Annotated in this window: 20 protein-coding genes; 3 read left to right on the forward strand and 17 right to left on the reverse strand. The window is 70.2% G+C overall.

Annotated features, from left to right (window positions below; genetic code table 11):
* Position 1 precedes the first annotated feature (1 nt).
* The 3 genes from ACN28I_RS12515 to ACN28I_RS12525 form a co-directional block, all read right to left on the reverse strand.
* A complete protein-coding gene (locus ACN28I_RS12515) occupies positions 2-3,361 on the reverse strand; it encodes a hypothetical protein (RefSeq protein WP_420942268.1) in 3,360 nt (1,119 codons plus the stop codon).
* A gap of 99 nt (positions 3,362-3,460) precedes the next feature.
* Positions 3,461-4,855, reverse strand: a complete 1,395-nt coding sequence (locus ACN28I_RS12520; protein WP_420942269.1) for an undecaprenyl-phosphate glucose phosphotransferase — start codon at positions 4,853-4,855, stop codon at positions 3,461-3,463.
* A 222-nt stretch (positions 4,856-5,077) separates the two neighbouring features.
* On the reverse strand, positions 5,078-6,217 hold the full coding sequence (locus ACN28I_RS12525; RefSeq protein WP_420942270.1) for a glycosyltransferase: 1,140 nt from the start codon (positions 6,215-6,217) through the stop codon (positions 5,078-5,080).
* A 119-nt stretch (positions 6,218-6,336) separates the two neighbouring features.
* Here ACN28I_RS12525 and ACN28I_RS12530 point away from each other — a divergent pair, with 119 nt between their 5' ends.
* The 3 genes from ACN28I_RS12530 to ACN28I_RS12540 all read left to right on the forward strand — a co-directional run bounded on the left by ACN28I_RS12530 (position 6,337) and on the right by ACN28I_RS12540 (position 9,966).
* Positions 6,337-7,389, forward strand: coding sequence for a glycosyltransferase family 4 protein (locus ACN28I_RS12530; RefSeq protein ID WP_420948628.1), 1,053 nt, complete (start codon positions 6,337-6,339; stop codon positions 7,387-7,389).
* A gap of 625 nt (positions 7,390-8,014) precedes the next feature.
* The gene (locus ACN28I_RS12535; RefSeq protein ID WP_420942271.1) at positions 8,015-8,848 is read left to right on the forward strand and encodes a hypothetical protein; all 834 of its coding nucleotides are present in this window, start codon (positions 8,015-8,017) and stop codon (positions 8,846-8,848) included.
* An 8-nt stretch (positions 8,849-8,856) separates the two neighbouring features.
* Positions 8,857-9,966, forward strand: coding sequence for a DNA alkylation repair protein (locus ACN28I_RS12540; RefSeq protein WP_420942272.1), 1,110 nt, complete (start codon positions 8,857-8,859; stop codon positions 9,964-9,966).
* 100 nt (positions 9,967-10,066) lie between these two features.
* On the opposite strand, the gene ACN28I_RS12545 is transcribed toward ACN28I_RS12540, so the two are convergent.
* The 14 genes from ACN28I_RS12545 to ACN28I_RS12610 all read right to left on the reverse strand — a co-directional run bounded on the left by ACN28I_RS12545 (position 10,067) and on the right by ACN28I_RS12610 (position 26,573).
* Positions 10,067-11,161 (reverse strand): nuclease, encoded by a 1,095-nt coding sequence (locus ACN28I_RS12545; protein WP_420942273.1) that lies wholly within the window; start codon positions 11,159-11,161, stop codon positions 10,067-10,069.
* Between the two features lie 149 nt (positions 11,162-11,310).
* Positions 11,311-11,673 (reverse strand): response regulator, encoded by a 363-nt coding sequence (locus tag ACN28I_RS12550; RefSeq protein WP_420942274.1) that lies wholly within the window; start codon positions 11,671-11,673, stop codon positions 11,311-11,313.
* Between the two features lie 80 nt (positions 11,674-11,753).
* The gene (locus ACN28I_RS12555) at positions 11,754-12,107 is read right to left on the reverse strand and encodes a helix-turn-helix domain-containing protein (RefSeq protein ID WP_420942275.1); all 354 of its coding nucleotides are present in this window, start codon (positions 12,105-12,107) and stop codon (positions 11,754-11,756) included.
* A 113-nt stretch (positions 12,108-12,220) separates the two neighbouring features.
* Positions 12,221-13,777: a hypothetical protein gene (locus tag ACN28I_RS12560; RefSeq protein WP_420942276.1), complete on the reverse strand. Its 1,557-nt coding sequence runs from the start codon at positions 13,775-13,777 to the stop codon at positions 12,221-12,223.
* 57 nt (positions 13,778-13,834) lie between these two features.
* Positions 13,835-15,742 carry a protein kinase domain-containing protein gene (locus ACN28I_RS12565; RefSeq protein WP_420942277.1) on the reverse strand — a complete coding sequence of 636 codons (1,908 nt, stop codon included), beginning with the start codon at positions 15,740-15,742 and terminating at the stop codon, positions 13,835-13,837.
* A gap of 77 nt (positions 15,743-15,819) precedes the next feature.
* Positions 15,820-17,043, reverse strand: coding sequence for an O-antigen ligase family protein (locus tag ACN28I_RS12570; RefSeq protein WP_420942278.1), 1,224 nt, complete (start codon positions 17,041-17,043; stop codon positions 15,820-15,822).
* On the reverse strand, positions 17,040-18,140 hold the full coding sequence (locus ACN28I_RS12575) for an LptF/LptG family permease (RefSeq protein ID WP_420942279.1): 1,101 nt from the start codon (positions 18,138-18,140) through the stop codon (positions 17,040-17,042). The genes ACN28I_RS12570 and ACN28I_RS12575 overlap by 4 nt, the downstream gene beginning before the upstream one ends.
* Positions 18,137-19,192, reverse strand: coding sequence for an LptF/LptG family permease (locus tag ACN28I_RS12580; protein WP_420942280.1), 1,056 nt, complete (start codon positions 19,190-19,192; stop codon positions 18,137-18,139). Before ACN28I_RS12580 ends, ACN28I_RS12575 begins: the two co-directional genes overlap by 4 nt.
* A 67-nt stretch (positions 19,193-19,259) precedes the next feature.
* The gene (gene purD / locus ACN28I_RS12585) at positions 19,260-20,525 is read right to left on the reverse strand and encodes a phosphoribosylamine--glycine ligase (protein ID WP_420942281.1); all 1,266 of its coding nucleotides are present in this window, start codon (positions 20,523-20,525) and stop codon (positions 19,260-19,262) included.
* Between the two features lies 1 nt (position 20,526).
* Positions 20,527-21,966 (reverse strand): tetratricopeptide repeat protein, encoded by a 1,440-nt coding sequence (locus ACN28I_RS12590; protein WP_420948629.1) that lies wholly within the window; start codon positions 21,964-21,966, stop codon positions 20,527-20,529.
* Positions 21,861-23,849: a zinc-ribbon domain-containing protein gene (locus ACN28I_RS12595; protein ID WP_420942282.1), complete on the reverse strand. Its 1,989-nt coding sequence runs from the start codon at positions 23,847-23,849 to the stop codon at positions 21,861-21,863. Before ACN28I_RS12595 ends, ACN28I_RS12590 begins: the two co-directional genes overlap by 106 nt.
* A 3-nt stretch (positions 23,850-23,852) precedes the next feature.
* On the reverse strand, positions 23,853-25,397 hold the full coding sequence (purH, locus tag ACN28I_RS12600) for a bifunctional phosphoribosylaminoimidazolecarboxamide formyltransferase/IMP cyclohydrolase (RefSeq protein WP_420942283.1): 1,545 nt from the start codon (positions 25,395-25,397) through the stop codon (positions 23,853-23,855).
* Between the two features lie 108 nt (positions 25,398-25,505).
* The gene (locus ACN28I_RS12605) at positions 25,506-26,000 is read right to left on the reverse strand and encodes a sigma factor-like helix-turn-helix DNA-binding protein (protein WP_420942284.1); all 495 of its coding nucleotides are present in this window, start codon (positions 25,998-26,000) and stop codon (positions 25,506-25,508) included.
* Between the two features lie 48 nt (positions 26,001-26,048).
* Complete coding sequence (locus tag ACN28I_RS12610) at positions 26,049-26,573, reverse strand: MerR family transcriptional regulator (RefSeq protein ID WP_420942285.1); 525 nt, start codon at positions 26,571-26,573, stop codon at positions 26,049-26,051.
* Positions 26,574-26,594 lie beyond the last annotated feature (21 nt).

Genomic DNA, 26,594 nt, shown 5'->3' on the forward strand with positions numbered 1-26,594 from the left:
GTCAGGACGAGGCTTCGTGCAGCCGGCCGTAGGTCTCGGAGGCCACCGAGAGGAGCTGCTCCAGCTCATCGAGCTCCTCGGCGCCGAACGGAGAGGGCCCGCCGTCGAGGACGACGAAGCCCACCGTGCGCTGGTGCAACCGGATGGGCGCGGCCATCAGGTGCGAGAACGACTCGCCCAGGGCGGCGAAGAGCTGCTCGTCCACCGGGCTCTCCGGCATGCTGGAGACGACGGCCCTGCCACCCGCCGCGGCCATGGCCAGCAACGAAGGCGCCTCGAGATCCACCTGCAACGCCGAGACCTCGTTCCTGTCGCTGCCGGGTCCGTAGGCGCGGCCCACGCGGGCGACGCCGAACGTCTCGCCGAGCAGGAAGCCTCGCGGGAAACGCCCCTGGCAGTAGTCCAGCAGCACCTTGGCGAGCTCGTTGCGCGTCGTCGCCTGCCGCAGGGCCTCGAGCGACTCCTGGAACTGCTTGAGCTGGATGGGCTGCGAGTCCCCAGCCGGAGCGCCCTCGGGAGCACCCGTCTCGGCGGCCTGCCACCCGGTGAAGTCCTCCGCGGGCGGCGCACCTACATCCGTCTCCGCCGGAGGCGGCTCGGCCGAGGGATCCCAGGTCGGGATGAACTCGTGCACGGACGCGAGCGGGATCTCCCCCTCCGCATCGGAGCCGCCCGCCTGGGTGGGGAGATCCTCCTGCGACGAGAAATCCACCTCGATGGCCCGCCGGGCCCAGGGAGACGAGGATTCAGCGCCCGGCCCGGCATTCGCCGTCTCCGACTGGCGCCAGTCCATGAGCTCCTGGTGCGACGCCACCTGCATGTCACCCACGGGCTCCGAGGGCAGCTCGACCGGCTGCACGGAAACGCTCCGCGGCTTGCGCTCGGGAGACGCGGGGGCCGTGTCCCCGGCGAGCGGCGCCGGGCTGGCCGCGAGGGGCTCGCGGGCCGGCGGGGCAGACGTCCCGGACGAAGGAGGCACCGCGACAGGCACCTCGGCCACGGGCTCCGCCTTCTTCGGCTCCTGTGCGGGAGACGGAGCGGTGGGCGTGGACTCGGCCGCCGGAGACGGCTGCGCGCTGGCTACGGGGGCCGCGGGCTCCTGTGCGGGAGCAGTGGGAGGCTCCTCCGCCATCAGCGGAACCGCCCGCTTCTCCTGCGCCGGCTCGGCCTCCGGCGTCATGAACGGCACGTAGTCGAGAGTGACGGGAAAAGCCTCTCTCTGAGCGAAGGCAGGAGCCGGAGACGCCGTGGCCTGCGCGGGGGCAGGGGCCGGCGCCGCCGGAGGAGCCACCACCGCCGCTGGCGTGGAGGGAGCCTCGGGCTTGCGAGCGGGGTCCGGAGACGCCGCCACGGGTTTGGCCTCGGGCACGGGAGCGGCGGGCGAGGGCTGAGCGGGAGGCGTGCTCTGGACCGGCCCCGGCACCGGAGCGGACGGCACGCTTCCAGGCGTCACGGCCTGCGGAGCGGCGGACGCCGCGGTCACGGCGGCCTGGGGCGCGGCGGGAGCCCGAGGAGCGGCAGGCGCGGGCGGGGCCACGGGAGCGCGCGGAGCCGCCACACCGGGAGCCGCCGCCTTGGGAGCCGGCACGGGCTGAGGCGACGTACCCGAAGCCGTGGCCACGGGAGCCGTTGCCGGACCCGCACCCGCCGGAGGCACCGCACCGCCCTGTACCGGCGCGGGAGCAGGAGCCCCGGGGGGCGGCGCGCCCACCGGAGCGGGACGAGCCGCGGCGCCGGGAGGCTCCTGGCGCGGAGGCATCCCAGCGGGCGGAGCACCCACGGGAGGACGAGCCATCGCGGGGGCCCCGGCGGGAGCCTGGGCCCCAGGAGGAACAGGCGACGTCCCAGGAGCCGGAGGGCGCACGGCCTGGGGCGGAACCTGTCCCGCGCTCGGGCCCGAAGCAGGCGCGGCGGCACCCGGGGCTCCCGGCTGGGCCGTCCCCTGAGCGCTCCTCGGCATCATGCCCGGAGGCAGGCTCTGCCCGGGTTGTGCGGGGCCGGCCGCGACCGGTGCGGCCCCCACGGGCTTCGCGGCCACGGGAGCGCCCTGCGCGGAAGACGTCGCGGACGGCGGGGCACCACTCGCGGGAGCCGGTGCGGCAGGAGCCTTCGCGGCCACGGGCGGCTGCGTTCCAACTCCGGCGGGTGCCGCGGCGGCCGCGCCCGGGGCGCCAGGCGTACCGGGCACGCCAGCGGGAGCCGGACGCGGAGCCACGGTCGCGGAGGGCGGTGCCCCGGGTGCACCCGGAGCCACAGGTGCTCTCGGCGCGGCGGCGGCCTGCGGAGACACGGCTCCGGCCGGGGCTCCAGCGGGCGAGCCCGGCGCGGCGGGAGGCTGAGCGGGCGCGGCGCCAGCCGGAGCACTCCCCGGCGCTCCGGGCGAAACCGGCGGACGAGGCGCCACGGCCCCGGCCGGAGCAGGCCCGGGAGCCCCTGGCACCGGAGCGCTTCCCACGGGCGCCGGAGGCCTCGGAGCCACGGCACCCGAGGGCGCGGCACCCGGAGCGGCGGGCGCACCCGCCACCGGAGCGGCAGCGGGCTTCGCGGCAACACCGGCGGCGGCGGGAGGAGGAGCGGCGGGCGAGGGACGCATGCCCGGGGGCTGGCCCGCGGCGGACGCCGGAGGCTGCGCCTGGGGGTTCATCCCGGGGTTGGTGCCCGGAGCGGGAGCCAGGGGAGCAGCGACCCCGGGGCGCGGAGCGGCGGCCACCGCGCCCGGAGCACCCGCGACAGGAGGCTGCGAGGCACCCGGAGCCGAAGGAGCCGGAGCCGAAGGAGCCGGAGCCGCGGGCCGCGGAGGAGCGGCCGGAGCTGGCTGGGCCGAGGCGGGCGCCGGCGTCAGCGGGGACAACGACGCGGGCCGCTGCACGGCGGGAGCCCCCTGCCCCACCGCGGGCTTGGGCTGGCCGGGGCGCACGGGGCGCACGGGCTTGGGGATGCCGTAGCGCTTCTCCAGCAACTCGAAGAGGCGCAGCTCCGGAAGGATGGCGGGCACGATGCGCATGCCCGTGGCGAAACCGAGCGCGTCCACGTGCCGGGGATCCTGCGGATTCACCATGGCCACGCGCAGCCGGCGGCCCTCGAGGGCCAGCGGGAACGCGAGGTGGTTGCGCACCTGCTCGGGCTTGAGCAGGGCGATCGTCTCGGCCGTCACCGCCTCCAGCTCGGCGTCGGGCGCGAGTGGGAAGTGGTACGCGTCGGACAGTCCCTGGCCCAACGTGGCCATGTCGAGCAGACCCAGCTCGACCAGGTTGGTCCCCAGACTGCCGCCGTAGATGAGTTGCGACTTCAGCGCCTCATCGAGCTGCGCCTGCGTGATGAGGCCCTTGCGGACCAGATGCGCTCCGAGCTGTTCAGCCATGCGTGCCCGATACTAGACCGGTCCGCCACCGGGAGCGCAGGAGTCTCGGCCCCAGGCGTGCGGCAGCCCACACACCCGCCCGGGTGCTCCGCTACCGAGCTAGTAGGCGTTCTTCGACAGGAAACCGCCCAGTGCAGTGCGGATGAGAATCTTCAGGTCCATCAGCAAGGACCAGTTCTCGATGTAGTACAGGTCGTACTCTATCCGCTTCTGGATGGACGTCTGGCCGCGCAGGCCGTTGATCTGCGCCCAGCCGGTGATGCCGGCCTTGACCTTGTGGCGCAGGTGGTAGCGGGGAATCTGCTTCTTGAACTCCTCGATGAACACGGGCCGCTCGGGGCGCGGGCCCACGAGGCTCATGTCCCCCCAGAGCACGTTGAAGAACTGGGGCAGCTCGTCGAGCGAGTACTTGCGCAGGAAGGTGCCGATGGGCGTGCGCCGCGGGTCATCCTTGCTGGCCATCATGGCGCCGGTGACTTCGGCGTCCACGCGCATGGTGCGGAACTTGAGGATGTGGAAGGTGTCGCCGTCCAGGCCCATGCGCTCCTGGGCATAGAGCAGGGGCCCGCGGCTGGTGAGCTTCACCGCGAGCGCCACGGCCAGCATGATGGGGGCGCTCACGGCGATGGCCACCAGCGCGAAAAGGACGTCGAAGACGCGCTTGGCCACCATGTTCCAGCCCGTCATCGGATCGCCCTGGAGGCTGATGATGGGCAGCCCGCCGAACTCCTCGAGCCCGCCGTACAGGGTGACGTACTGGTAGAGGTCCGGCACCACCTTCACGTCCACGGTGCGCAGCGCGAGCTGCTCCATGAGCGGCTTGACGGCGGCCTGATCCTCGAGCGGCACGGCGATGATGACCTGGTCCACCGGGTGCGAATCCAGCACGGTGTCCACGTCCTTGACGTGGCCCACCACGGGCACGCCCTGCACCTGCTGGCCCACCTTCTCGGGGCGCAGCGTGAGCACGCCCTCCACGCGGAAACCCAGCTCCTTGTGGCCCTCGACCGTCTCGATGACGCGCTGGCCCAGCTCGCCCGCGCCGATGACGAGGATGGACTTGAGGTTGAAGCCGCGCCGGCGCACCTCGTTGAGCACCGCGCGCAGCACCAGGCGCACCGCGGACACGCCCACGAACGAGTAGCCGGAGAAGAAGGCCAGCATCAGACGCGAGTAACGCTCGCGGGTGAAGTACGTGAGGGCCACCACGATGAGCGTGGCCATGATGGTGGCCTTGAAGACCTCGAACACCTCGCCGATGTGCGTGCGCGCCCGGTTGGTGGCGTACAGCCGCGCCTGCCGGTAGGTGACGGGGAAGACGATGAGCACCGTCGCCAGCGACACCAGCGTCTCCTCCACGGCGGGCAGACCGTAGAAGACGGGGATGGGGCCCTCGAAGCGGCTGACGTAGGCGAGCGCGAACGCCAGCGTCAGCATCACCACGTCGGCGGCGACCTTGATGGACGTATAGAAGCGCTGGAACCGGTTGAACACGCGGGCCTCCTTCTGTGGCCTGCAAGACGCTCGGCCGCGACCTGCAATCGTCGCACCCCGCTCCCACGTGCCGTCCTGTAGCGGACAGCCCATGCGGCCGGGTGCGCTCCTAACACGGAAAGCGTCCGGAATCCAAGGGGTTGCCCGGGCTTGTGGCCAACGGTGCGAGCCCCGTGGGCAGGCGAGAGCCCCTCGGAAAAGGCTCCCGCCAGGACAGCGGTGTCAGGGTACGGCGGCCCTGCGGGCGGGGACGGACGGGGCGCCCATCATCGCGTCCACCTCGGCCCGCACCGCGCGCAGGAAGGCGGCGCGGCTGAAACGCTCGGCCTGGGCGCGGGCGTCGGCGGGCTGGAAGGCGGGCTCCCACTGCTCGAAGCGGCGCACGGCCTCCACCAGGGCGTCGGGCGTCTGCTCGTCGAAGAAGAGGCCCGTGCGGGGGCTGACCGTCTCCAGCGCCCCACCCCGCCCGTAGGCGATGACGGGGCGGCCAGAAGCCTGGGCCTCCAGGGGGACGATGCCGAAGTCCTCCTCGGGGGTGAAGATGAGGGCGCGCGCGTCGCGGTAGAGACCGGCGAGCGCCTCGTTGGGCACGGAGCCGAGGAAGCGGATGTGGGAGGGCAGCGGCCCCGAGGTGAGCTTCGCGGCCTCCTGGCCGGTGCCCACCACCCACAGGGGGGCGTCCAGGTGGCGGAAGGCCTCGAGGGCGATGTCGAGCCGCTTGTAGGGGGCGAAGGCGCCCAGCCACAGGTAGTAGCCGCCCTGGCCGAGCCCCTCGAGCGGGTGCTGGCAGAAGCGATCCAGGGCGATGGGCGGGTACACCACGGAGGCCTCGCGGTCCCAGAAGCGCTGCACCTTGCCGGCGATGTGCTGGCTGTTGACGAGGATGCGGTCCACCCCGGCGGTGCTCTCCCGGTCCCACTTCTGGAGGTACGGGCGCACGGCGTGCGCCGCCACGCGCACCGGCAGCGAGGCCCGCCCCGGCCCGAAGTAGTCGTCGAAGAGGTCCCACATGTAGCGCATGGGCGCGTGCACGTAGGCGAGGTGCTTCGCCCCGGGCGGCTTGCGGATGCCCTTGGCCACACAGTGGCTGGAGGAGATGACGAGGTCATAACCCTCCAGACGCATGGACTCGATGACCTGGGGGAGGACGGGGAGGAAGTGGCGGTAGAGCTTGTGGATGCGGGGGATGCGCTGGAGGACGGAGGTGTGGATGGGCCGCGACTCGATGCGCGGATGCACGACGCCGGGGCGGTGCACGAGGGTATGGATGTCCGCCTGCGGGAACAGCTCGCACAGTGCCTCGAGCACGTGCTCACCGCCGCGCTGGGTGACGAGCCAGTCATGGACGAGGGCGACCTTCACGGGCGGGCCTTGTACCACTGCCGGGCCCGCTTGCCGACAACCAGCCAACCGAGCCCCCCACTTGGGTCCATGCGTGTGGTAGTGGCTCCCCCGTGGCGAGCGTCCTCATCGACCTGCGGATGGTGCGTGGCCGGCTGCACGGCATCGCGCGGTATGCGCTGGAGCTGGCGAGCCGGCTGCCGGAGCTGGCCCCGGACCTGAGCTTCAGCGGCCTCACGGGTCCGGAGGGACTGCCGGCGGGGCTGGGAGCCCTCACGCCGAGAATCCCCCTGCACCGCTGCCCGGTGGGCTTCCTGTCGCCGCTGGAGCAGCCGGCGCTCGCCGCCTCGCTCGTCCGGCTGGCGCCCGATCTGTTCCACGCGACGTCCTTCTCGGTGCCCGCGCTGTGGCCGGGGAGGCTGGTGGCCACGCTGCACGACGCCAACCACCTGGTGCTTTCGGCGGAGTACGGCCCGGGCCGCCGCGCCTACTACAAGCTGGTGGTGGGCCCGAGGGCGAAGACGGCCCGGGCGCTCATCACCGTCTCCGAGTTCTCCCGAGCGGAGCTGGCGAGGGAGCTGGGCCTGTCGCCCTACCGGCTGCAGGTGATTCCGAATGGGGTGGACGCGCGCTACCAGCCGTCGACGGCCTCGGAGCTGAAGGACTTCCGCGAGCGCCGGGGGCTGCCGCCACGCTTCTTCCTCGCGGTGGGCAATACGAAGGCCTTCAAGAACCTGGGGATGCTGGCGGAGATCGCGCCGTCACTGCCGGCGCCCATCGTGCTGCTGGCGGGCAAGGGCGCGGTGTGGGAGCTGGGCTTCCCGGAGTCGACGATCGAGTTGGCCGACCTGCCCGAGGACGACATGCCACGCCTCTACGGGGCGGCGACGGCACTGTTGATGCCTTCGCGCTACGAGGGCTTCGGGCTGCCGCCGCTGGAGGCCATGGCGTGCGGGACGCCGGTGATGGCCGCGCGGGCCACGTCACTGCCGGAGGTGGTGGGCGAGGCCGCGCTGCTGCTCTCCCCGGATGATGCGAACGCGTGGCGGGAGACGGCACTGAAGCTGCTGCGGGACGATGCCCTGCGCCGCGAGCTCTCGGACAAGGGCCGCGAGCGCGCCGCGCTCTTCAACTGGGAGGACTGCGCGCGTCGCACGCTGGCCACCTACCGCCGGGCGCTCGAGTCGCGCTGAGATCCGCCCATTACCACCACCCGCTACCCGGTCCCCGGACCCACGAGCACACGGGAACTGGCCAGGCACGTGCTCGTCATCGAGGAGTCTCCGGACAGGCAGGTGAGCCACTCCTGGAAACCCCTCGAGGAATTCGATTTGACGAACTATCCCTACCACGCAAGACACGGTGGACTTGCTGGAAGGCTCGTGCGCGTCGCGACGTCCTCCGCCCATTGCGACACCAAACAGAGTATGTGCATCAACCTATGCACGAGCAGCCCGAGACCCATCCCGATCGAAGGTAAAAAATACCCGAGCTATCTTGGGTCATGGGCAAAAAACAGGGGCCGCTGGTGTGAACGCACCTGCACGGACTTCCACCAGAGGTGCCTCCAAGGGCAGGGGCCATGGGCCGAGCAGGAAGCTCAAGAGTTCACGAGGGTGGACACCGCTGTTGATTGGCTCAAGAACCACCGGAAGGAAATCGTGACCGGCACCATCATCGTCATCGCGGGCGTGGCATTCGTCGCCGCAGTTGCAGGCTCGGGGGGAGGCGCTCTCTGCCTCGTACCGTTCCTTGCGGTGACTTCGATAGAGCCGCCATCGGAATTGCCCGCGGCCCCACGAGTCGCCGAGGTCTTGAATGCAAATCCATGATCTCCTCAATGAAGGCTTGTTAAGGCTTGGGCGCCTGCGGCAGGCGGCTGAATTGGCCGGAAGAGAAGAAGATTTTGCTGCCTGGCAGCACGTGCACGAACACTGGATCTTCACGGTCAGCACCGGCCAGGTCTACGTCTTTGAAGACTACCGCTCAGGGCTGGACCCCACGCGCACCTCCTACGTGAGCGCCGCCTTCGAAGCGCACACAGATGCACTGGCGCAGCAGGGCATGGCACTTCTCCTCCGAGCACTTGATGAAACAGCCGATCCGGCACAAAAACTGTACACCCTCGTCATTATCGAACTGCTCAATTTCATCGCAGACACCAACCAGCAAGAGGCCTTCAAAAAACACATCGTAGACTATCGATCCACTCCCCCACTAGCCATCACCTACTTCAACACGCGCGACGAGGCATACGCCTGGCTGAACAGTCTCTCGCAACCGCCCAGTGGCGGCAACGTGCTGATTGGAGACGAGTATTACAGCATCTGGTATTCACGCGAGGATGGTGTTCGCGAGTTATTGCGAAACGACATAGTGGAACTGTTCCTCGACGATTCCAGCTCGAACCGTCTACCTCCCGTTGCCGCATCATTCAACACCCGGGAGGAGGCCCTGGAATGGTTGACGAGCAACCCCGCCTCTCCCATGTTACTGGTGACCATCGCGGGTGAGCGCTACCACGCCGTGTATCACAAGAAGTTCAACCGCCACACCCTGCATTCCCTTTCGCGCCTGAGAGAGGAAAGGGAAAGATTGAAGGCCGCGCAGGAACAGCAGGAGGAGGCTGAACCGGAGTCCTCCGAGGATTGAAGGAAGACATGCCCGAGCAGCTCAAGAACTTCTTCGACCGCGGAGTGGTGGAGCGCATCGCCTCCATGCTGCGTGCCGCCCACCCGTCCTTTCCGGAGCCACGATTCCTCTCCGAGGCCACCGATGGGCTCGAGGACCACGAGCTCCTGGGCCGTGCCCGCCACATCATGCAGGCCATGCACCGGGCGCTCCCCTCCGACTTCGAGCGCGCCGCCGGAATCCTCCTGCGCTCGCTCGGGCCGGAGCTCGAACGCCAGGAACTACAGGGCATGGGGGTGTTCATCTACATGCCCCACACCATGTACGTCGCGGAGCACGGGCTCGGCCATTTCGAGACGTCGATGCACGCCCACTACGAGCTCACCAAGCGCTTCACCGCGGAGTTCTCCATCCGCCCGTTCCTCGAGCGCTACCCTCGCGAAACCCTGGAGCGCCTCCACCTGTGGGCCGGAGATCCGAATGTCCACGTCCGGCGGCTCGTCTCCGAGGGCACGAGGCCCCGGCTGCCCTGGGCCTCCCGGCTCCGCTCGTTCCAGGAAGACCCGAGCCCGGTGCTCGCGCTCCTCGAGCTGCTCAAGGATGACCCCGAGCTCTACGTCCGGCGCTCCGTCGCCAACAACCTGAACGACATCGGCAAGGACCACCCGGAGGTCCTCGTGGACACCTGCGCACGGTGGAAGGACGGTGCCTCACCCGAGCGCCTGTGGATCATCCGCCACGCGCTCCGCTCCGCCGTGAAACGCGGGGACACTCGCGCCCTCTCGGTGCTCGGGTTCCGTGGAGGCGGAGAGATCGAGGTGACGGCCTCGTTCCAACCCAAGCGGGTCCGGCTCGGCCAGAGCGTCGGACTGACCCTGTCCTTCACCAACCGTGCGAAGACACGTCAGCAGGCCGTCGTCGACTTCGCCGTGCACTTCATCAAGGCGAACGGCTCGGCCAGTCCGAAGGTCTTCAAGGGAGGTAAGGTCGATCTCCTCCCCGGCGCGTCCTGCACTTTCGAGAAGTCGATCTCCTTCGCCACGATGACGACGCGCAAGCACTACGCGGGCACACACCGGGTCGAGGCGCTCGTGAACGGCCGGGCCACGGACCTGGGGAGTTTCACCGTCGTCGGTTGAGCCCTCCCCTGCTCCGGGCGCGAGCTCGACCAACTGGTCCAACAATCGGACCAGTCGGAGCATCTCGGGGCCGGAAGGGGCAGCTCCGCGGACTCTTCCCCTAGGAAGCCGCGTGGTGCCCGCCAGCGGAGGAGGAAAAGGCCGCCACGGACACGGTCCGCTCCAGCTCCTCCGGGTTGAGGCGGAACCAGCGCGCCACGAGTAGCACCTCCTGCGCCTCGTGGGCCCGCAGGCCGATCGTCGCCGGCTCCGGCCGCTCGAAGACCTCGCCCACCGTCACCTCCAGCGCGAGCCGCTCATGCGTCGTCCGTGGGGCGGCCATCTCGGCACGCACGCTCCCCCGGCGGATGACGTAGGCGCGGTCCTCTCCGTCGTGACCGGGCACCGTGTAGACGAAGGACAGCCGTTCCACGAACTGGCCGATCCGGAGCAACTCGCCCTGCACCCGCTCCAGCGTCTCCGCCCGGTCTCGCAGCTCGGCGGCGTACTCGAATTGGAGGCGTCGGGACGCGACACCCATGCGATCGCGCAGCAGGGCGAGCGGTTGGTCCGTCACCCCATTCAGGAAGTCCCGGGCCTGGTCGACGCGCGCCACGTACTCGGTGCGCGTGCATCCGCCAGCACAGGGAGACAGGCAGCGCCCCACCTGGCCCCGCATGCAACGCGGATCCTCCTTCAGCCGGAAGAGCTCGATCTGATCCGCCAGCCGCATGGGCGTGTCCGAGGAGCAGTCGCGCAGCTCCAGCAGATCACTCACCGCCCGCACCGCCTCGGTGGCGCTCTGCCGCCCTCGGAGGGGACCGAAGTACTCGGCCCCATCGTTGATGACGTGGCCCACCACCAGCAGCCTCGGCACGGCCTCCCGGGTCAGCTTGATGAAGCACAGCGAGTTGTCGCGCTTGTGCTGCACGTTGAAGGGGGGCCGCCAGCGCTTGATGAGCCGGAACTCCTGCAGCAGCGCGGCGAACTCGCTGGGCGCGTAGTCCCACTCCACCCCGTGCGCATGCCCGATGATCTCCGCCCCCTTCTCCCCGCGCTGGGCCCGGAAGTAGGAGAGCAACCGCGTGCGCACCTTCACCGATTTGCCCACGTAGAGCACCTCTCCCGAAGGGCCCCTCATGCGGTAGACCCCAGGACGGTTCTCGGCGCGGGCGCGGACATCCTCGCGGAGCTGTTCGAGACGGTGTGCGCTCATGCGGCGAATGACCCCGGTCTGGAACACACCGGGGCCACTCAGCGTATAGCGGTCACGCGCAGCGCACCCGGGGACCCGGGGCTCCCGCTCGATGCCCGGCCGCGGAGCGAGCGGAAGAGCCAGCCCTCAGCGGGCCTTCACGCTCCACCTCATTCAGCGCGCGAGAACCGCTGCACCATCTCCAGCAGCTCGCTGATGTCGAAGGGCTTCTGCAGCACGGCGGCCACGGACGGATGCGACACGACCGAGCCGCTGATGGCCACGACCGGCACCTCGCCGAGGCCCAGCCCGGTCCTCATCCGCTCGAGGAAGGCCCAGCCATCCAGCCGGGGCATGTAGAAGTCGAGCAGCACCACGCCAGGCCGCAGTCCGCTCGCCAGCCAGTCGAGCGCCTGGGCACCATCGCTCGCGCAGGTCACCTGGTAACCCTCCCCGGCGAGAACATCCTGGATGATCTCGCGAAGGTCGGTCTCGTCCTCGACCACGAGGACGACGGGGGAAGGAAGGGGCATGTCCGAGAGTGACTAGACCAGCAGGCACTCGGGGAACAGAGAACATCCGCCCGGTCCGGCCATGAGGATCCTCCGGGTGCTCAGCGCTCCTCGAACATGGCGCGCACGACACGCCAGACGAGCTGCACGTCGCGTCCGGAGCGGTTGGACAGGAAGTCGCAGATCTCCGCGACCCGGTCGGACTTCTCGCGCTCGAAGGTCTGGAACAGCGTCTTCAAGGAGACGTCGAGCCCCTCCGTCAGCTTGGCCAACGTCTCGAGCGAGGGGGAGAACGCCCCCCGCTCGATGCGCCGGATGGCATCGACCGACAACCCACTGCGCTCCGCGAGCTGCTCCTGGGTGAGATTCTGTGCGGTCCTCAGGCGGCGCAGGTGGTTGCCGAAGCGGAGGTGCAACGCGCCACCATCCGCCAGATTGTTCTTCTCGTTCTCCATACCGGGCGGATGATTGGGAGGGCCCCTCACGATGTGAAGGGCGGATGTTCACGGGTGGACCCTGCTTTTGTGCTCGGCGTTGCAAAACCCACCCACTTCCTTCCCTCACGGCGTCACTGATCGTCACACGGCGTGCCCAGGCGGGCACCGGTGTAGACCCCCAGCTCGTTGTAGATGAGCGGGAGGTTCTCCTCGACGGGCACCGGGCGCAGCTCGGTCTTCTTCTTGTTCTCCAGCCACGTCGAGGGAGCCGTGCGGTCCAGCACCAGCCGGAGCTCGCCCTTCTTCGTGGCGAAGATCTCTCCCTCCGAGTCGGAGACGATGTCCGTCATCTTCTGCTGCTGCAGGTTGCCCTTGGGACCGATGGAGACCCGGAAGTTGCGCTCGTCGGCCGGCTGGAAGCCCCGCTCCACCAGGTAGTAGCGGCCCTGCTGATCGCGCAGCAGCGCATAGGGCACGAACTTCTGCGGGTTGGGCTCGAAGGAGGCCTTCTGCACCAGCTCCTGGGCCTTCTCGGACTCGAGCAGCGTGAACGGGATGGTCCGCTCGCCGCAGCGGACCGCGCAGCTCTTCTTCTCCTCGCTCAGCTCCACCTCCGAATACACGCGCATGTCGAGCCCGCGGAACGAGGGGTTCATCGTCTTGTGGAAGAAGCGCGGCTCGAGGAAGTGGTAGCCGGAGAGCACCCAGGGCGGGGGCGCGACCTGGACGAACTTCTTGCCGTCGCCGTAGGCCAGCTGCACGTTCTGCGTCTCGTGGGGCAGCAGCGCCACGTAGTGCCCCTTGCCATCCGCGCACACGCGGATCTTCTCCAGGCGCAGCCGCTCGGCGAGCTTCTCGCCCTGGCCCCGAGCGGACTCGAGGTTCTCCGTGAAGTACTTCGTGGCGAACTCCTCCTGGTTCGCCGCGTCCTTCGCGGTCGTCCAGGCGACCCGGCCCGCCTGCACCTCCAGCTTCAGGGCCTCACCGAAGCGGCAGGAGACCTCCTTCACCTGGGCCTGGATGGCCTTCTTGCCCTCGGCCGTCGCGCACAGCTTCTCCAGGGCGGTGAACGGGGACTCGCAGTAGGAGGCGATGCTGTACGACTTGAGCAGCTCATCCGGGATGCTGTTCCAGTCGATGGCCACCGCCGCCGAGGTGCCGCACGCCGCGTTCATCGACTTCACCGGCTCGGAGAGCGACTTCTCGGCTTCGGCCATCTCGGCCTTCCGGTCGAACGCCATCATCCGGGTGAGCGTGCCATCCGCCTTCTGCTTCTGGTGCTGCGTGTACAACTCCTCGCCCTTGAGGGCCTTGGTGCGCGCGTCGTCGAAGGACACCTTGATGCTGTCACGCCGGCCGGGCACGTTGAGGACGTAGCTCCTGCTTCCCCCTCCACCCGAACGCGCGACGAGGGTGGCGAAGCTCCGGCCCCGCAGCTCGGTGGTGTAGTGCACGTAGGCGCCCGACTCGTTCACGTCATGGGGGAGCACCTTGCCGTCGAGCTCGCTCCCCGTGCCCTGCACGCGCAGGAGGGCCTTCTTGCTCTCCACGGGGGAAAGCAGAACGAGCGCCACCTGCTCCCCTTCCGGGCCGGAGAACACCTTCCCCGCTTCCACGGGCGCCGCCGCCCGGGCAGGGACCGCACACAGCACTCCTACCGCGATGAACATCGCCAGAACGGCTCTCACATCTGCCTCCTGTGGGGTGCGCCAGGGCCCGCGCGGAGCGGGCGCGAGCGCTTGGAACTAGAGCGAAATGTCGTGCTTGTCGCAGAACGCGATGACCCGGGTGCGCTCCGGCCGGGACATCTTCTGCATGCCCTGGCGCCATGCCGCTTTGGCGTTGGAGAGATTCCCCTGGCGGCAGAAGGCACGCGCGAGCACGGAGAACGACGCGGGGGTGACCTTCTCCCGCTGGCTGGCGCGGGCAAGACGGATGGCCTCCTCGACATCACCGTCGGTCAGCGCGCGCTCTGCCTTCTCGAGCATCTCACGCACCTCCTCCGGCATGGCCTCGCTCGCGGACAGGCGCGTGGACGGCTTGCTCGCGGTCGCCACGGGAGCCGTGGGTGCGGAGGCGGCCGCGACGGGCTCGGGTGCGGCAACGGGCTCGGGTGCGGCAACGGGCTCGGGTGCGGCTGGGGCCTCCGGCACCTTGGGAGCCTCGGGGGCGGGCATGGGAGTCACGGCCACGGTATCGGGCGCGCCGCTCGCCGGGCCAGGAGCGGACCGGGTGGCGAACCATCCGCCCAGGGCCACGAGGGCGAGGACCAACATCCCCGCCCCCGCCACCACGCCCATTCCCTGTCTTGAGCGAGCCGGGACAGCCTGTGGCGCGGTGACCTGAACGGCCTCGGGCACGGGGGCCACTGCCGCGGCAGGAACGACGGGAGCGGGGCTCACCGGTGCGGGCTGCGCCACGGGAGCCGGGATGCTCGCCATGGACGAGGGCACATGCGTCGCGGCGAGTCCGCGCTCATCCGTCACGGCGGCGGGAGCCGGGAAGCGCGCCGTGGACGCGGGCATGTGTGTCGCGGCGAAGCCACCCTCATCCGGCGTGGCGGCAGCAGGAGCCGCGAAGCGCGCCGTGGACGAGGGCATGTGCGTCGCGGCGAATCCCCCATCATCCGGCACGGCGGCGGAGGGAGCCGCGAACTGAGCCGTGGACGAAGGCATGTGCGTCGCGGCGAATCCACCCTCATCCGCCGGGCTGGAAAGCACGGAGGCCGCACGCGAAGAGGAGAACGTGGGAATCGCCACTCCGGCGAGCGACTGGAGCGGGCTGCCGGTCAGCTCGGCGATGAAGGAGCCGACATCCGGGTAGCGGTCCTGCGGGCTCTTCGCGAGCGCCTTCTCCACGGCCCGGAGAACCTCCGACGGAAGGCCCGGGCAGAGAGACGCCAGGGGCTCGGGCTGCCCGTGAACGATGCGGAAGATCACCTGCACGAGGCTGCCACCGTCTCCGGCGAACGGCGGACTGCCGGACAGCAGCTCGTAGACGATGCACCCGAGCGCGAAGATGTCGGTGCGGGCATCCACCTCGCTGTTCTTCCCCAGGGCCTGCTCGGGCGCCATGTACTGCGGCGTGCCGATGAGCACCGTGTCCTGCGTCTGGAGCGTCTGCGAGTCGAGCATCTTCGAGATGCCGAAATCGAGCAGCTTCACCTGCTCGGCCACCACCCCCCCGGAGTCGGTGGGGACGAGGAAGACGTTGGCGGGCTTGAGGTCGCGGTGGACGACTCCGGCGCGGTGGGCCGCCTGGAGGGCCGAGCAGACCTGCCGGGTGATGGAGAGCGCCTCATGGACCGGGAGCGGGCCGCGCGTCAGCCGCTGCTCGAGGCTTTCGCCGCGCAGGTACTCCATCACCAGGAAGGGCGCGCCGTCCTGCAGCGTGTCGAAGTCGAGCACCTGGACGATGTTGGGATGGCCGAGCTGGGAGGCGATCTCCGCCTCGCGGCGGAAGCGCGCGTACATCTCCGGGTTGAGGCTCTCGCTGTTGTGGAGGACCTTGACGGCCACCTGCTTGCCCGGGAGTCGGCGGTGGCGGGCCAGGAAGACCGTGCCCATGCCTCCCTTCCCGAGCAGCGAGGTGATCTCGTACGTGTCCCGCAGGACCGCGCCCACGCGAATGTCACTGGCAGCCGGTTGAGTCATGGGAGGCATCGGGCCACACAGGGGGCGGGCCCTGAGCCATGACTTAGCCCGCTTCGAGACCCTTCCGCCAGTGCCCCTCAGGCGCGCCGGGGCACGGCGCTGAGCCCCGCGCCCAGGATGAGCACGAGGGCCTGCGAGGCCTGGACGTGGAAGAGCGGATCGTGCAGCAGGGACAGCAGGCAGAAGAACACGAGCGCCCCGAGCGCACCCAGGCCCTCGGGCCGGTTGCGGGGGAGGCGCCAGGCCACCCAGCCGAGCAGCAGCACGAAGAGGATCGCACCCGGCACGCCCGTCTCCGCGGCCATGCTGACGAACTGGTTGTGGGCCTTACCCGGGTGCTCACGCGCCTGGTCCGGCATGTCCGGGGTGGCCCAGAGGCGGGCCTGGAAGCGTCCCGGCCCCACGCCGGTGACAGGGTTCGCGCGCACCGCGCACAGGCCCGTCTCCAGCAGCGCGGACCGGCTCCCCGAGCCCTTCTCCGTGGAGCTGTTGAGGAAGCGCTCGCGCATGGGCCGGTTGACGGCCAGCGTCAGCACGGCCAGCCCCAGCACCGCGGCGCAGGCGGGCAGCGCCACGCGCCTCGGCAGGCCGAGCAGCACCACCAGCCCCATCACCGCCACCAGGGCCACGCTCGCCGCCCGGGCGTACGGGAAGAGCCCCACCGAGACGAGCCCCACCGCCGCGACCACGAGCGCCGCCGTCCGCTGCCGTCCCTTCAGGAGCAGCCCCACGCCCAGCGCGAAGGCCACCGCCATGCCGCCGATGTGCGAGAACTTCAGCCGGTGGAACAGCAGGCCCCCGGCCATGAAGCGGTTCTCCGTGCCGGGCACGGCCTCATAGACGCGCTCGAACGACAGGCGCATCCAGCGCAGCGGCTGCAGGGCCTCCTGCGAGGGCCACATGCCGAAGTGCTGCAGTCCCGCCACCGCGCACGAGACGAGGAACACCCCACTCAGAATCCACGCCAGGCGCACCCGCCGCGCGCCGGACAGGTGGGCGATCGCCATCGCCGCCACGGGGATGCCCACGAAGTCCAGCAGGCGCGCCACGCCCGTCCCGCTCGGCCGGTGTCCGGACAGCGCCGGTACCAGCAGCGCCCACGCGAGGAAGGCCACCAGGGGCCACCAGGCGCGCAGCGCACCCCGCACGGTGACGCCGCCCTGCCGGGCCGCCACCAGTGCCACCAGCGCGCACGCGACGAGCCCCACCGCCGCGAGCGCCTCCAGGAACAGGCACCCCACGCCCCACAGGGCCAGGCACACCAGGAACCAGCGCTCGAGCACCTCGGACCGGACGTTCACGCGCCACTGCCTCCCAGCCGGCCCTCACCGCGCAGCCACAGCAGGGCCGCGGCCACCGCCAGCAGCCCCACCGGAAGCCACGCGGCCACCGGAGGCGCCAGCCGCTCGGAGAGCGCCAGCGTCCGGGTCACCACCATCAAACCCCACATCGTCACGGAGATGAGCAGGCCCTCGACGATGGCCACCGTCATGTGCCCCTTGCGTCCCGGGCGCAGGGCCAGGCCCACCGCCAGCATGGCCGCGGGGAAGCTCGCCATCGGGTGGGAGAAGCGGTTGTGGAGCACGAGCGAGAACTGCCCCGTGGCCAGCCCCACCTCCCCACGTGAGCGGATCTGCTCGCGCAGCACCGGTATCCGCATCTGCTCGGGCCGGCCGGGGCGGATGCGGAACGTGTCCGGGGTGACGCCCAGGTCGTACTCGGCCTCCGCCGCCTGGCGCACCTGGGACTGGCCGTCCTTCGTGAAGGAGCGCTCCACCACGCCGCCCAGCACCCAGCGGGTGCCCTCCACCGGGCGCATCGTCTGCGCGTCCAGGCGCCGCGCCAGCCGGAACTCCGGGGTGACGGTGAGGATGGCCACGTTCTCGAAGCCCTCCTGCGCGCTGCCACCGCGCAGGTAGAAGATCTGATCTCCCTTGCGGAACCACTGCTTGGGCGAGTGGTACACGCCCCAGTCTCCCCAGCGGTTGAAGCGCTGGGTGGTGATCTCCTCCACGCGCCGGGCCGCCTTCACCACCACCCACTCGTCGAAGGCGATGAGCCCCACGCAGGCCAGCCCCACGCACAGCGCCACCGGCAGGTAGAGGGCGTTGGGGCCGAAGGTGAGCGACTGCATGGCCGTCACCTCGCCGCGCTTGCGCAGGGAGGACACCGAGGTGCCCGCCGCCAGCAGCAGCGCCACGGGCCCGAGCTGCTGCGTGGCCACCAGCGCCTTGTTGGCGTACAGCAGCACCACGTTCCACAGCCAGCCCTCGCCGGTGTACTGGCGCGCCCGGTCCACGAAGTCCACCACCAGGAAGATGGAGAGCACGGCGGCGAGGATGCCCACCGCGAACTGGAGGTACGTGCGGAGCACGTAGCGGAAGAGCGTGCCCTTCACCGCACCGTCCCCGCGCGGCTGACGCGGTACATGGCCACCAGGCCCACCGCGCAGAAGATGATGTTGGCGAGCTGGTTGGCCAGCGGCAGCGGCAGCCGGTCCTGCAGGCCCAACTGCTCGCAGAAGCGCATCAGCAGGTGGTAGGCCACGTAACCGGCCAGCGACAGCAGGTAGCCCCACGCGCGTCCGCCCTGCCGCCGCCCGATGGCCAGCGGCGTGCCCAGCAGCGCGAAGGCCAGCGGCGCCAGCGAATTCCCCAGCCGGTTGTACAGCGAGTTCAGGAAGGGCTTCGGGTCTCCCCCGGTGCGCTCGGCCTCGTCGGCGGCCTGGAGCAGCTCGGACGGCGTGAGCTCCTCCTTCGGCGAGCGGAAGCGGTTGCGCCGCCCCATGGAGCCCTCCACGCCCACGGCGATCTCCGCCTGCTGGAAGGTGACCACCGAGTAGGACTCGGAATCCTGGTTGGCCCGGTGCGCCTCTCCATCTCCGAGCTCCAGCGTCAGCACCTGCCCGGAGCGGTTGGTGTTCACCTGGCCGTTGCGCGCGAGCATCAACAGGGGCGAGGACGGCTCCCGATCGTCATGCAGCAGCACGTTGGTCCACCGGCGATCCTCCTCGTGGACCGTCTCGGCGTAGAGGGTGAGGTTGGACAGGTCCTCGTAGAAGACGCCCGACTTCACGTCGCCCACCACGTTCTTCTTGATGAGCTCCGCGACGAAGCCCTTGATGCTGGTGAGGCCCCACGGCTCGGCGGTGGAGGTGATGAACACCATGAGCGCGGAGAGCACCAGGCCGATGGCCAGTGGCCCCGCGAGCAGTTGCACCGGGCCGATGCCGAGCGCCTGGAGCGCGGTGAGCTCGCGGTCCTCCGACAGCCGGCCGAGGCCCAGGAGGATGGCCAGCAGGAAGGCGACCGGCAGCGCCATCATCAGGAAGTGCGGCGCGAGGTAGACGATGAGCTGCCCCAGGTCCGCCAGCGACACGGACGAGCCGAGGATGACCTCGGAGCCCCGGAGGAACTGCATGACGAAGAGGAGCAGGAACAGGAACGCCACCCACACCACGAGGGGGACGACGAGCCTCCTTGAGCAGATAGCGGGAGAGCAGGCTCACGGCGTCACGTCACTTCACGGCGGGCGCCCGCAGCCCCTTGGCGCCGATGTCCCGGCGGAAATGCATGCCCTCGAAACGGAGCCAGGCCGTGGCGGCGTACGCCTGGGAACGGGCCTCCGCCAGGTCCGCGCCCCGCGCGCACACGGTGAGCACCCGGCCACCGGCCGTGAGCCACGCTCCACCCTTCTCCTCCACGCCCGCGGCGAACACCGGGCAACTGGCCGGAACCGCGTCGACTCCGTCGATGCGATCGCCCCGCCGAGGCGTCTCCGGGTAGCCCTGGGCTGCGAGCACCACGCCCACCGAGGCCCCGGGATGTACCGCGAGCGGGCGCTGCTCCAGCGTGCCGCGCGCACACGCGTCCAGCAGCGGCAGCACATCCTCCGCGAGTTGCATCATCAGCACCTGCGTCTCGGGGTCACCGAAACGCGCGTTGAACTCGAGCACCTTCGGCCCACTGCGCGTCAGCATCAAGCCCGCATACAGCGCGCCCCGGAACGGGATTCCCCGCCGCCGCAGCGTCGCCAGCGTCGGGGCGATCACCTGCTCGCCCACCTCGGAGAGCTGCGCGTCGGAGAGGAAGGGGGCCGGTGCGTACGCGCCCATACCTCCGGTGTTGGGCCCCGTGTCGCCCTCCCCTACGCGCTTGTGGTCCTGCGCCGGCGGGAGCAGCACGTAGCGCTCGCCGTCGCACAGGGCGATGACGGACACCTCCTCGCCCTCCAGCAGTTCCTCCAGCACCATCCGCTGGCCCGCGCTGCCCATGGCGCCCACCGCGCGCACCGCCTCGCGGGCGGCCTGCGCGTCCTGCGCCACGATGACGCCCTTGCCCGCCGCCAGCCCGTCCGCCTTCACGACGATGCGGCCCTGCTTCACCGCGTAGGCCTCGGCCTGGGCCACGTCGGTGAAGACCTCGAAGCCGGCGGTGGGCACGCCCGCCTCGGCCATGATCTCCTTGGCGAAGGCCTTGGAGCCCTCGATGAGCGCGGCCCCCGCCACCGGTCCGAAGCAGGGAATGCCGGCCGCGGCGAGCGCATCCGCCACACCCGCCACCAGCGGCGCCTCCGGGCCCACCACCACCAGGTCCACCTGCTCCCGCCGGGCGAGCGCCACCACCTCCTCGGGCGCGTCCGCCTTGAGCGGCACGTTGGTGGCCACGCGGGCGGTGCCCGGATTGCCCGGGCCCACCAGCAGCTTCGTCAGCTTCGGGCTCTGGGACAGCTTCCACGCGAGCGCGTGCTCCCGCGCGCCAGAGCCGAGCAGAAGGACCTTCACATCAACCTCGTTTGTCGAGTGAGTAGAGGACGCGTTTGGCGGGCAGGAACGAAGGATCCAGGCTCAGGAGCCTGACCAGCCGTTCGCGGCTGGAGGCCCCCTCCAGCTCGGCCAGCTTCGCCTCCGCCGAGTACAGCTTCGGCGCGTTTGTCAGCGCGTCGCGCAGGGAGCGCTTGGCCAGCTCCATTTCCTTGGACTCCACCCACACCACGCCCTGCACCAGGTGGGCGATGCCCTCGTTGCGGCCCCCCGCCACGGCGCGAGCGGCATGCAGCTTCGCCGCCTTCAGGTCCTTGCGGCCCAGGGAGATGAGGGCCCGGTAGGTGGACGCGACAGCGTGGTTGGTGTCGACGTCGTTCACCTTCTTGAGCAGCTTCTCCGCCGCCGCGCCCTCGCCCTGGTGGAAGCGGAGGATGCCCTCGTAGAGGTTGGCCAGGATGTCATCGGACCCGCGGGCAGCGCCCACGATGGAGCCCTCGAGCCCGTCGAGCAGATCTCCCGGACGCAGGTAGAAGGGCGTGACGACCGGCCGGGGAGTCAGCCGCAGCGGATCTCCCTTGGCGGCATGGCCGAGCATGCGGAAGGCCTCGTCGCGGCGTCCATCCTGCGCGGCGGCCACTCCGGCCAGGATCAGCGCATCCACGTAGCGCTCATCCAGCTTCGAGGCCTCCAGGAAGAGCGTCATGGCCTCGGCGGGCTTGCGCTCGAGCAGCCGCAGCCGGCCCTCGAGCATCTTCTCCACCACGGGCAGATCCAGGTGGCCCTTGAGGCTGGCGAGGTGTTCGGCCGCCGCCTTGGCGTCCTTGCGCTGCACGGCCACCAGGAAGAGCTGCAGGTGCGCCCCCGGGTTGTTCTTCACCAGTTGCAGCGACTCGCGGGCCGCCTTGGCCGACGCCTCCAGGTTGTTGGCCGAGCGCTCCGCGGCCGACAGGTGCAGCAGCAGCTCCGAGACCTCGCGCTCGTCGTACTTGTCGCGGCTGCGCAGCAGGGCACGCATGGCCCCAAGCCCACCGGTGAGCCCGTTCTCCACCTGGTAGCGCATCACCGCGATCGCCAGGAGCGCCTGGAAGTCGGCCGGAGCGCTCTTGAGACGCGACTCGTAGAGCTCGCGCGCCTGTTCCACCTGCCCCACCTCCATGAAGATGCGGGCCAGGGTGGACCGGGTCTCCCAGTGGTCGGGATCCTGCGCGAGCCGCTTCTGCAGCCGCTCGATCGCCAGCGAGTAGTCACCGGCCGTCTCGTCGGCCAGCGCGCGGTAGTAGTGCACGCGCTGGAAGTCCGAGGCGATGGCCAGCGCTGACTCGAAGTGCTGGTTGGCCAGCTCGCGGGAGGACGTCAGGAAGACGCGGCCCAGCACCAGGTGGGCCTCGGCCTTCTGCGCCGCGGTGCCATTCTTGGGGTTGGCCAGCACCTCCTCGGCGAGCTTCTGCGCCTGCTGCACGTTGTCCGAGTTGCCGGAGCGCGCGAGCAGGAGGTTGGCGTGTGCCACCAGCAGATCCGGCCCGCGGCGGGACCGGCTCTCGGCGGCCTCGATGAGGAGCTCGCCTCCTGGAAGGTCGGGTCATCCATCCGCGAGCCGAGCCCCAGCGCGAGCGCCTGGACATAGCCGCCGATGGCCGCGTCATTCCGGGGATCCGCCAACAGCGCCCGCTGGAAGGCCTCCGCGGCCTCCGAGTAGGCGATGCGCTGATCCTTCTCGAGCAGCGACTGGCCCTGCGAGAGGAGCTGCTTGCTGTCGCCGCCGTTGGCGTCCACGAACATGAGCTGCCAGCGAGGCAGCACGGACTCCAGTGCGGGAGGCAGCGCGGCGGCCGAGGGCTTCTGGCCGGACGAGGCCGTGGACTCCCCGCCTCCGCCGGACTCGCCACCGCCCACCAGCGCCTTCACCTGGGGGACGAAGAAGTACGCGGCCCCACCGCCACCGGCGAGCAGCAGGACCACCGCGGCCGCCACCAGGGCACCACGGCCTCCACCGCTGGAAGCGGACACGGCCACGCCGGAACGCTGCGCGACGGCGCTGCGCGACTCGGGCGCCAGCACGGGAGCGGCGCGGGCGCCACTGCCGGGCTCCGGAGGCATCGGCGCGCCTCCGGCATTCCCCGTATCGCCGAGCGGCGGCAGGTTGATGACTTCCACCGACCGGGACTCGGGAACGGGAGCGGGCGTGGGCTTCTGCTGTCCGCGATGCCGGCAGTCCTCGCATGAACCGAGCGCCAGATCGAACGGGTCCACCATCTGCTTGCCGCACTCACGGCACGTCTTCTGGATTCCGCCGGAGGCAACGGGAGCGGGAGCCCTGGCGGGTGCCGGAGCCGCGACGGGCATGGGCGCCGCGGCGGGCGCTGGCTGCGAGGGCGGTGCACCGAAGAAGTCCAGCAGCGGATCAGCGTCCGCGGCCGCGGGAGCAGCCGCCGGAGGCGGTGCGTCGAAGCCGGGCGGCGCGTTGAAGTCGAAGATGCCGTCGTCGGCCATCTCCGGCAACGCGGCGGCGGGCCGGGCCGGAGCGGCCACGGGAGGCGGCGAGTCGAAGCCGGGCGGCGAGTTGAAATCGAAGATGCCGTCGTCCGCCATCTCCGGCAACGCGGCGGCGGGCTTCGCTGCGGGCGCGGCGGGCTTCGGCGCGGGAGGCGGCGGATCGAATCCAGGCGGCGCGTTGAAGTCGAACAGCGCGTCGTCCGACGGAACCGAGTAGGCCGGAGCGGCCGGCTTGGGCTGCGGCGCGGGCGCGGCGGGCCGGGCCTGCACCGGTGCGGCCGGCCTGGGCTGCGGCACGGGGGCCGGAGGCGGCGCGATCTCGTCGAACATCAGATCCGACGGAATCGAATAGCTCGGCGCGGCCGGCGTGGACGCGGCGGCGAGGTCGATCGCCGGATTGGACGGAGAGGACTGGGTGAGCTCGGCGAGGTCGCCGAACAGCGAGTCCTTGTCCAGCGGAGCCGCGGGCGTGGCCGGTCTTCCGAGCGACTCGAGGTCGTTCAGCAGCGAGCTCGCTGGAGCCTCGTTGGGATCCGGCGCCGGCTCGAGGTCCCCGAGATCGCCGAACAGCGAGTCGGTCAGGGACGCGGACGGAGTGGCCGGTCTCGCGTTGGCGGCAGCGGGCTTCGCCGCCACGGCGGGCTTCGCCGCGGGAGCGGGTTTGGCCGCGGGGGCGGCGGGTTTCGGCACGGCGGCAGCGGGCTTGGACTCCGGGACCGCGGGCGAATCCTCACGCTTCACCAACTGGAGGTGACGGCAGCGCGGGCACTGCGCGCGCACACCCTTGGGCGTGATGACCCGGTCATCGATGGCGTAGGCCGCCGCACATTTTTGGCAGATGATCCGCATGGCTCAGTGCCGGAAGTGTCGCACTCCGGTGAGCACCATGGCCATTCCATGTTCATCGGCCGCGGCGATGATCTCTGAGTCCCTCACCGAGCCGCCAGGCTGGATGACGCAGGTGGCCCCCGCCCGGGCGGCCTCGTCGAGCCCATCCCTGAAGGGGAAGAAGGCATCCGAGGCCACGGCACTCCCCTTGAGGGCCTCGCCCCCCCGGTTGGCGGCGATCTTCGCCGAGTCCACCCGGCTCGTCTGCCCTCCTCCGGCGGCCAGCAGCTTCGAGCCATGGGCGAACACGATGGCATTGCTCTTCACGTGCTTGCACACCCTCCAGGCGAAGCGCAGAGCCCTCTCCTCCTCCGGGGTGGGCGCGCGCTTGCTGACGACCTTCCACTCGAGCGGGGGCTCGACGGCATCCCGGTCCTGGAGGACCAGACCGCCAGACACGCTCCGGGCCTCTACCTGGGCCCTCGGCCGGGCAGACGTCGAGGCCAGGCCAGGGCCCGCCTCCAGGAGGCGCAGGTTCTTCTTCGCCGCCAGCACCTGCAGGGCCTCGGCCGAGTAGGACGGGGCGATGACGGCCTCGAGGAACGTCTCCGCGAGGGCCTCGGCGCAGGTGCGATCCACCTCGCGGTTGAGCGCGACGATGCCACCGAAGGCGGACACCTCGTCGATGGCGCGCGCCGTGCGGTAGGCCGTCACCAGCGACGCATCCAGCGCCACGCCGCAGGGCGTGTTGTGCTTGATGATGACGGCGCAGGGCTGCTCGGGGAACTCGAGCACCAGGCCCAGCGCCGCATCCAGGTCCAGGATGTTGTTGTACGAGAGCTCCTTGCCCTGAAGGACGCGGGAGAAGGCCACGGTGGGCTCGGAGGGCGCGGCGTGCTCGCGGTAGAAGGCGCCGCGCTGGTGCGGGTTCTCGCCGTAGCGCAGGTTCTGCACCTTCTGGAACGCGAGCGTCTGCTCCTGGGGGAACGGCTCGCCGGCCTGCGCCGACAGCCAGCCCGAGATGGAGGCGTCATAGGCCGCGGTGTGCGCGAAGGCCTTGCGCATCAGCCGCCGGCGCGTCTCCTCGCTGGTGGCGCGCGACTTCTCCAGCTCGGCCAGCACGGCCTCGTAGTCGTCCGGGTCCACCACCACCGTCACGTGGCGGAAGTTCTTGGCCGAGGCGCGCACCATGGCCGGACCGCCGATGTCGATCTGCTCGATGACGTCGGCCTCGGAGGCGCCGGAGGCCACCGTCTGGCGGAAGGGGTAGAGGTTGACGGCCACCAGGGTGATGGGGCTGATGCCGTTGGCGGCCATCTCCGCCCGGTCACTCTCCAGGTCCGGCCGTCCGAGGAGGCCGCCGTGGATGCGGGGGTGGAGCGTCTTCACCCGCCCGCCGAGGATCTCCGGGCTCTGGGTGTGCTCGGAGACCTTCCTGGCGGGGACGCCCGCGGACTGGAGCGCGGCGAGCGTGCCTCCGGTGGAGAGCAGCTCGAAGCCGAGCCGGACGAGCCCTTGCGCGAAGGGGACCAGACCGCGTTTATCGGAAACGCTGAGGAGAGCCAGCACGGGGTTGCACGCCTCTGTCTGTAGGAGAGGCGGTTCGTGTAGCAACCACCCCCCTATGTGTCAACGAAGCATGCAACCCGTGTGCGCCAGCGGATTCCGGCGCGATTTTCAGGGCTTGCGGGCCGAGACCGGGGGCTCGGCCTCGGTGGCCTCGCGCAGCTTGAGCAGACCGCGCGTCTCCACCTGACGGATGCGCTCGCGGGTGAGGTTCATGATGGCGCCCACCTCCTCGAGCGTGATGCCGCCCTTCTCCGCCACGTCCAGGGCGCAGGTGTGCTCCAGCTCCCAGATCTCCTTGTCCGGGAAGTTGAGCTTGATGGACCCGGTCTCCGGGTTCACATCCAAATAGAGGTTGTGCTTGCAGGACACGAAGAGGCACGGACGGGGACCGTTCACACAGTCCGCCCGCGTCTTCGGACGCTGCGAGTCGACGGCGGTGAGGAGCTCGCTCTCCTCGGGATCGATCTGCCCCGTCAAGCGGCGGCGGCGCAGATCCCTCGCCATCTCCTTCCGCGACATCGTCTTCGAGCGACGGCGCTCCACCCCACCATCCGCCTCCGCGGGCGCCTCCTCCTCCGGCCGCTGCTGCTTCACTTCAGACATGTCCCCTCCAGCGATGATTCCACTCTACCCGGTCCCCCACCCTTCATCCTATTGCGAATGGAGCTTTTCGTCTCGGCGCGCGGTGACCGCACTCCCCAGCCGGGACACGTCCCGGACCAGCTCCCGAGCCCTTGACTTCAATGCGGCCAGCTCCGCCTCCAATGTGCGCCGGTACTCCGTACCGAAGGCGCGCTCCCCCATCTGATCCTGAAACCCCTCGAATACCTCGGAGAGATCCCGCTCGAGCTGATCGATGTGATTCTTGTGAAACAAGAAGGAGCGTTTGATGTCCTCCAGGGTGTGACCCTCGGCCATCATTTTTTTGATGGCGTTGATCCGCCGAACTGATTCCACCGGGTACAGCCCCCGGCTCCCCTGGTGCTTGCCCTTGCGCCCCACCCGGCGGCTGCGGGGCAACAGGCCTACCTGCACGTACTTGCGGAACGTCGCCTCGGAGAGCTGAACGCCCCGGGGACGGAAGATCTCGAGGATCTCCCTCGCGGGCAGCCCTCCGGCGAAGTCGCGTTCGATGCGTTCGAGCTCGTCGGGCTCCAGCAACCGCATGCCTTCCATTGAATATATGCTACTGAATGG

This window comes from Archangium gephyra (assembly GCF_049060025.1).
GTDB classification, from domain to species: domain Bacteria; phylum Myxococcota; class Myxococcia; order Myxococcales; family Myxococcaceae; genus Archangium; species Archangium gephyra_A.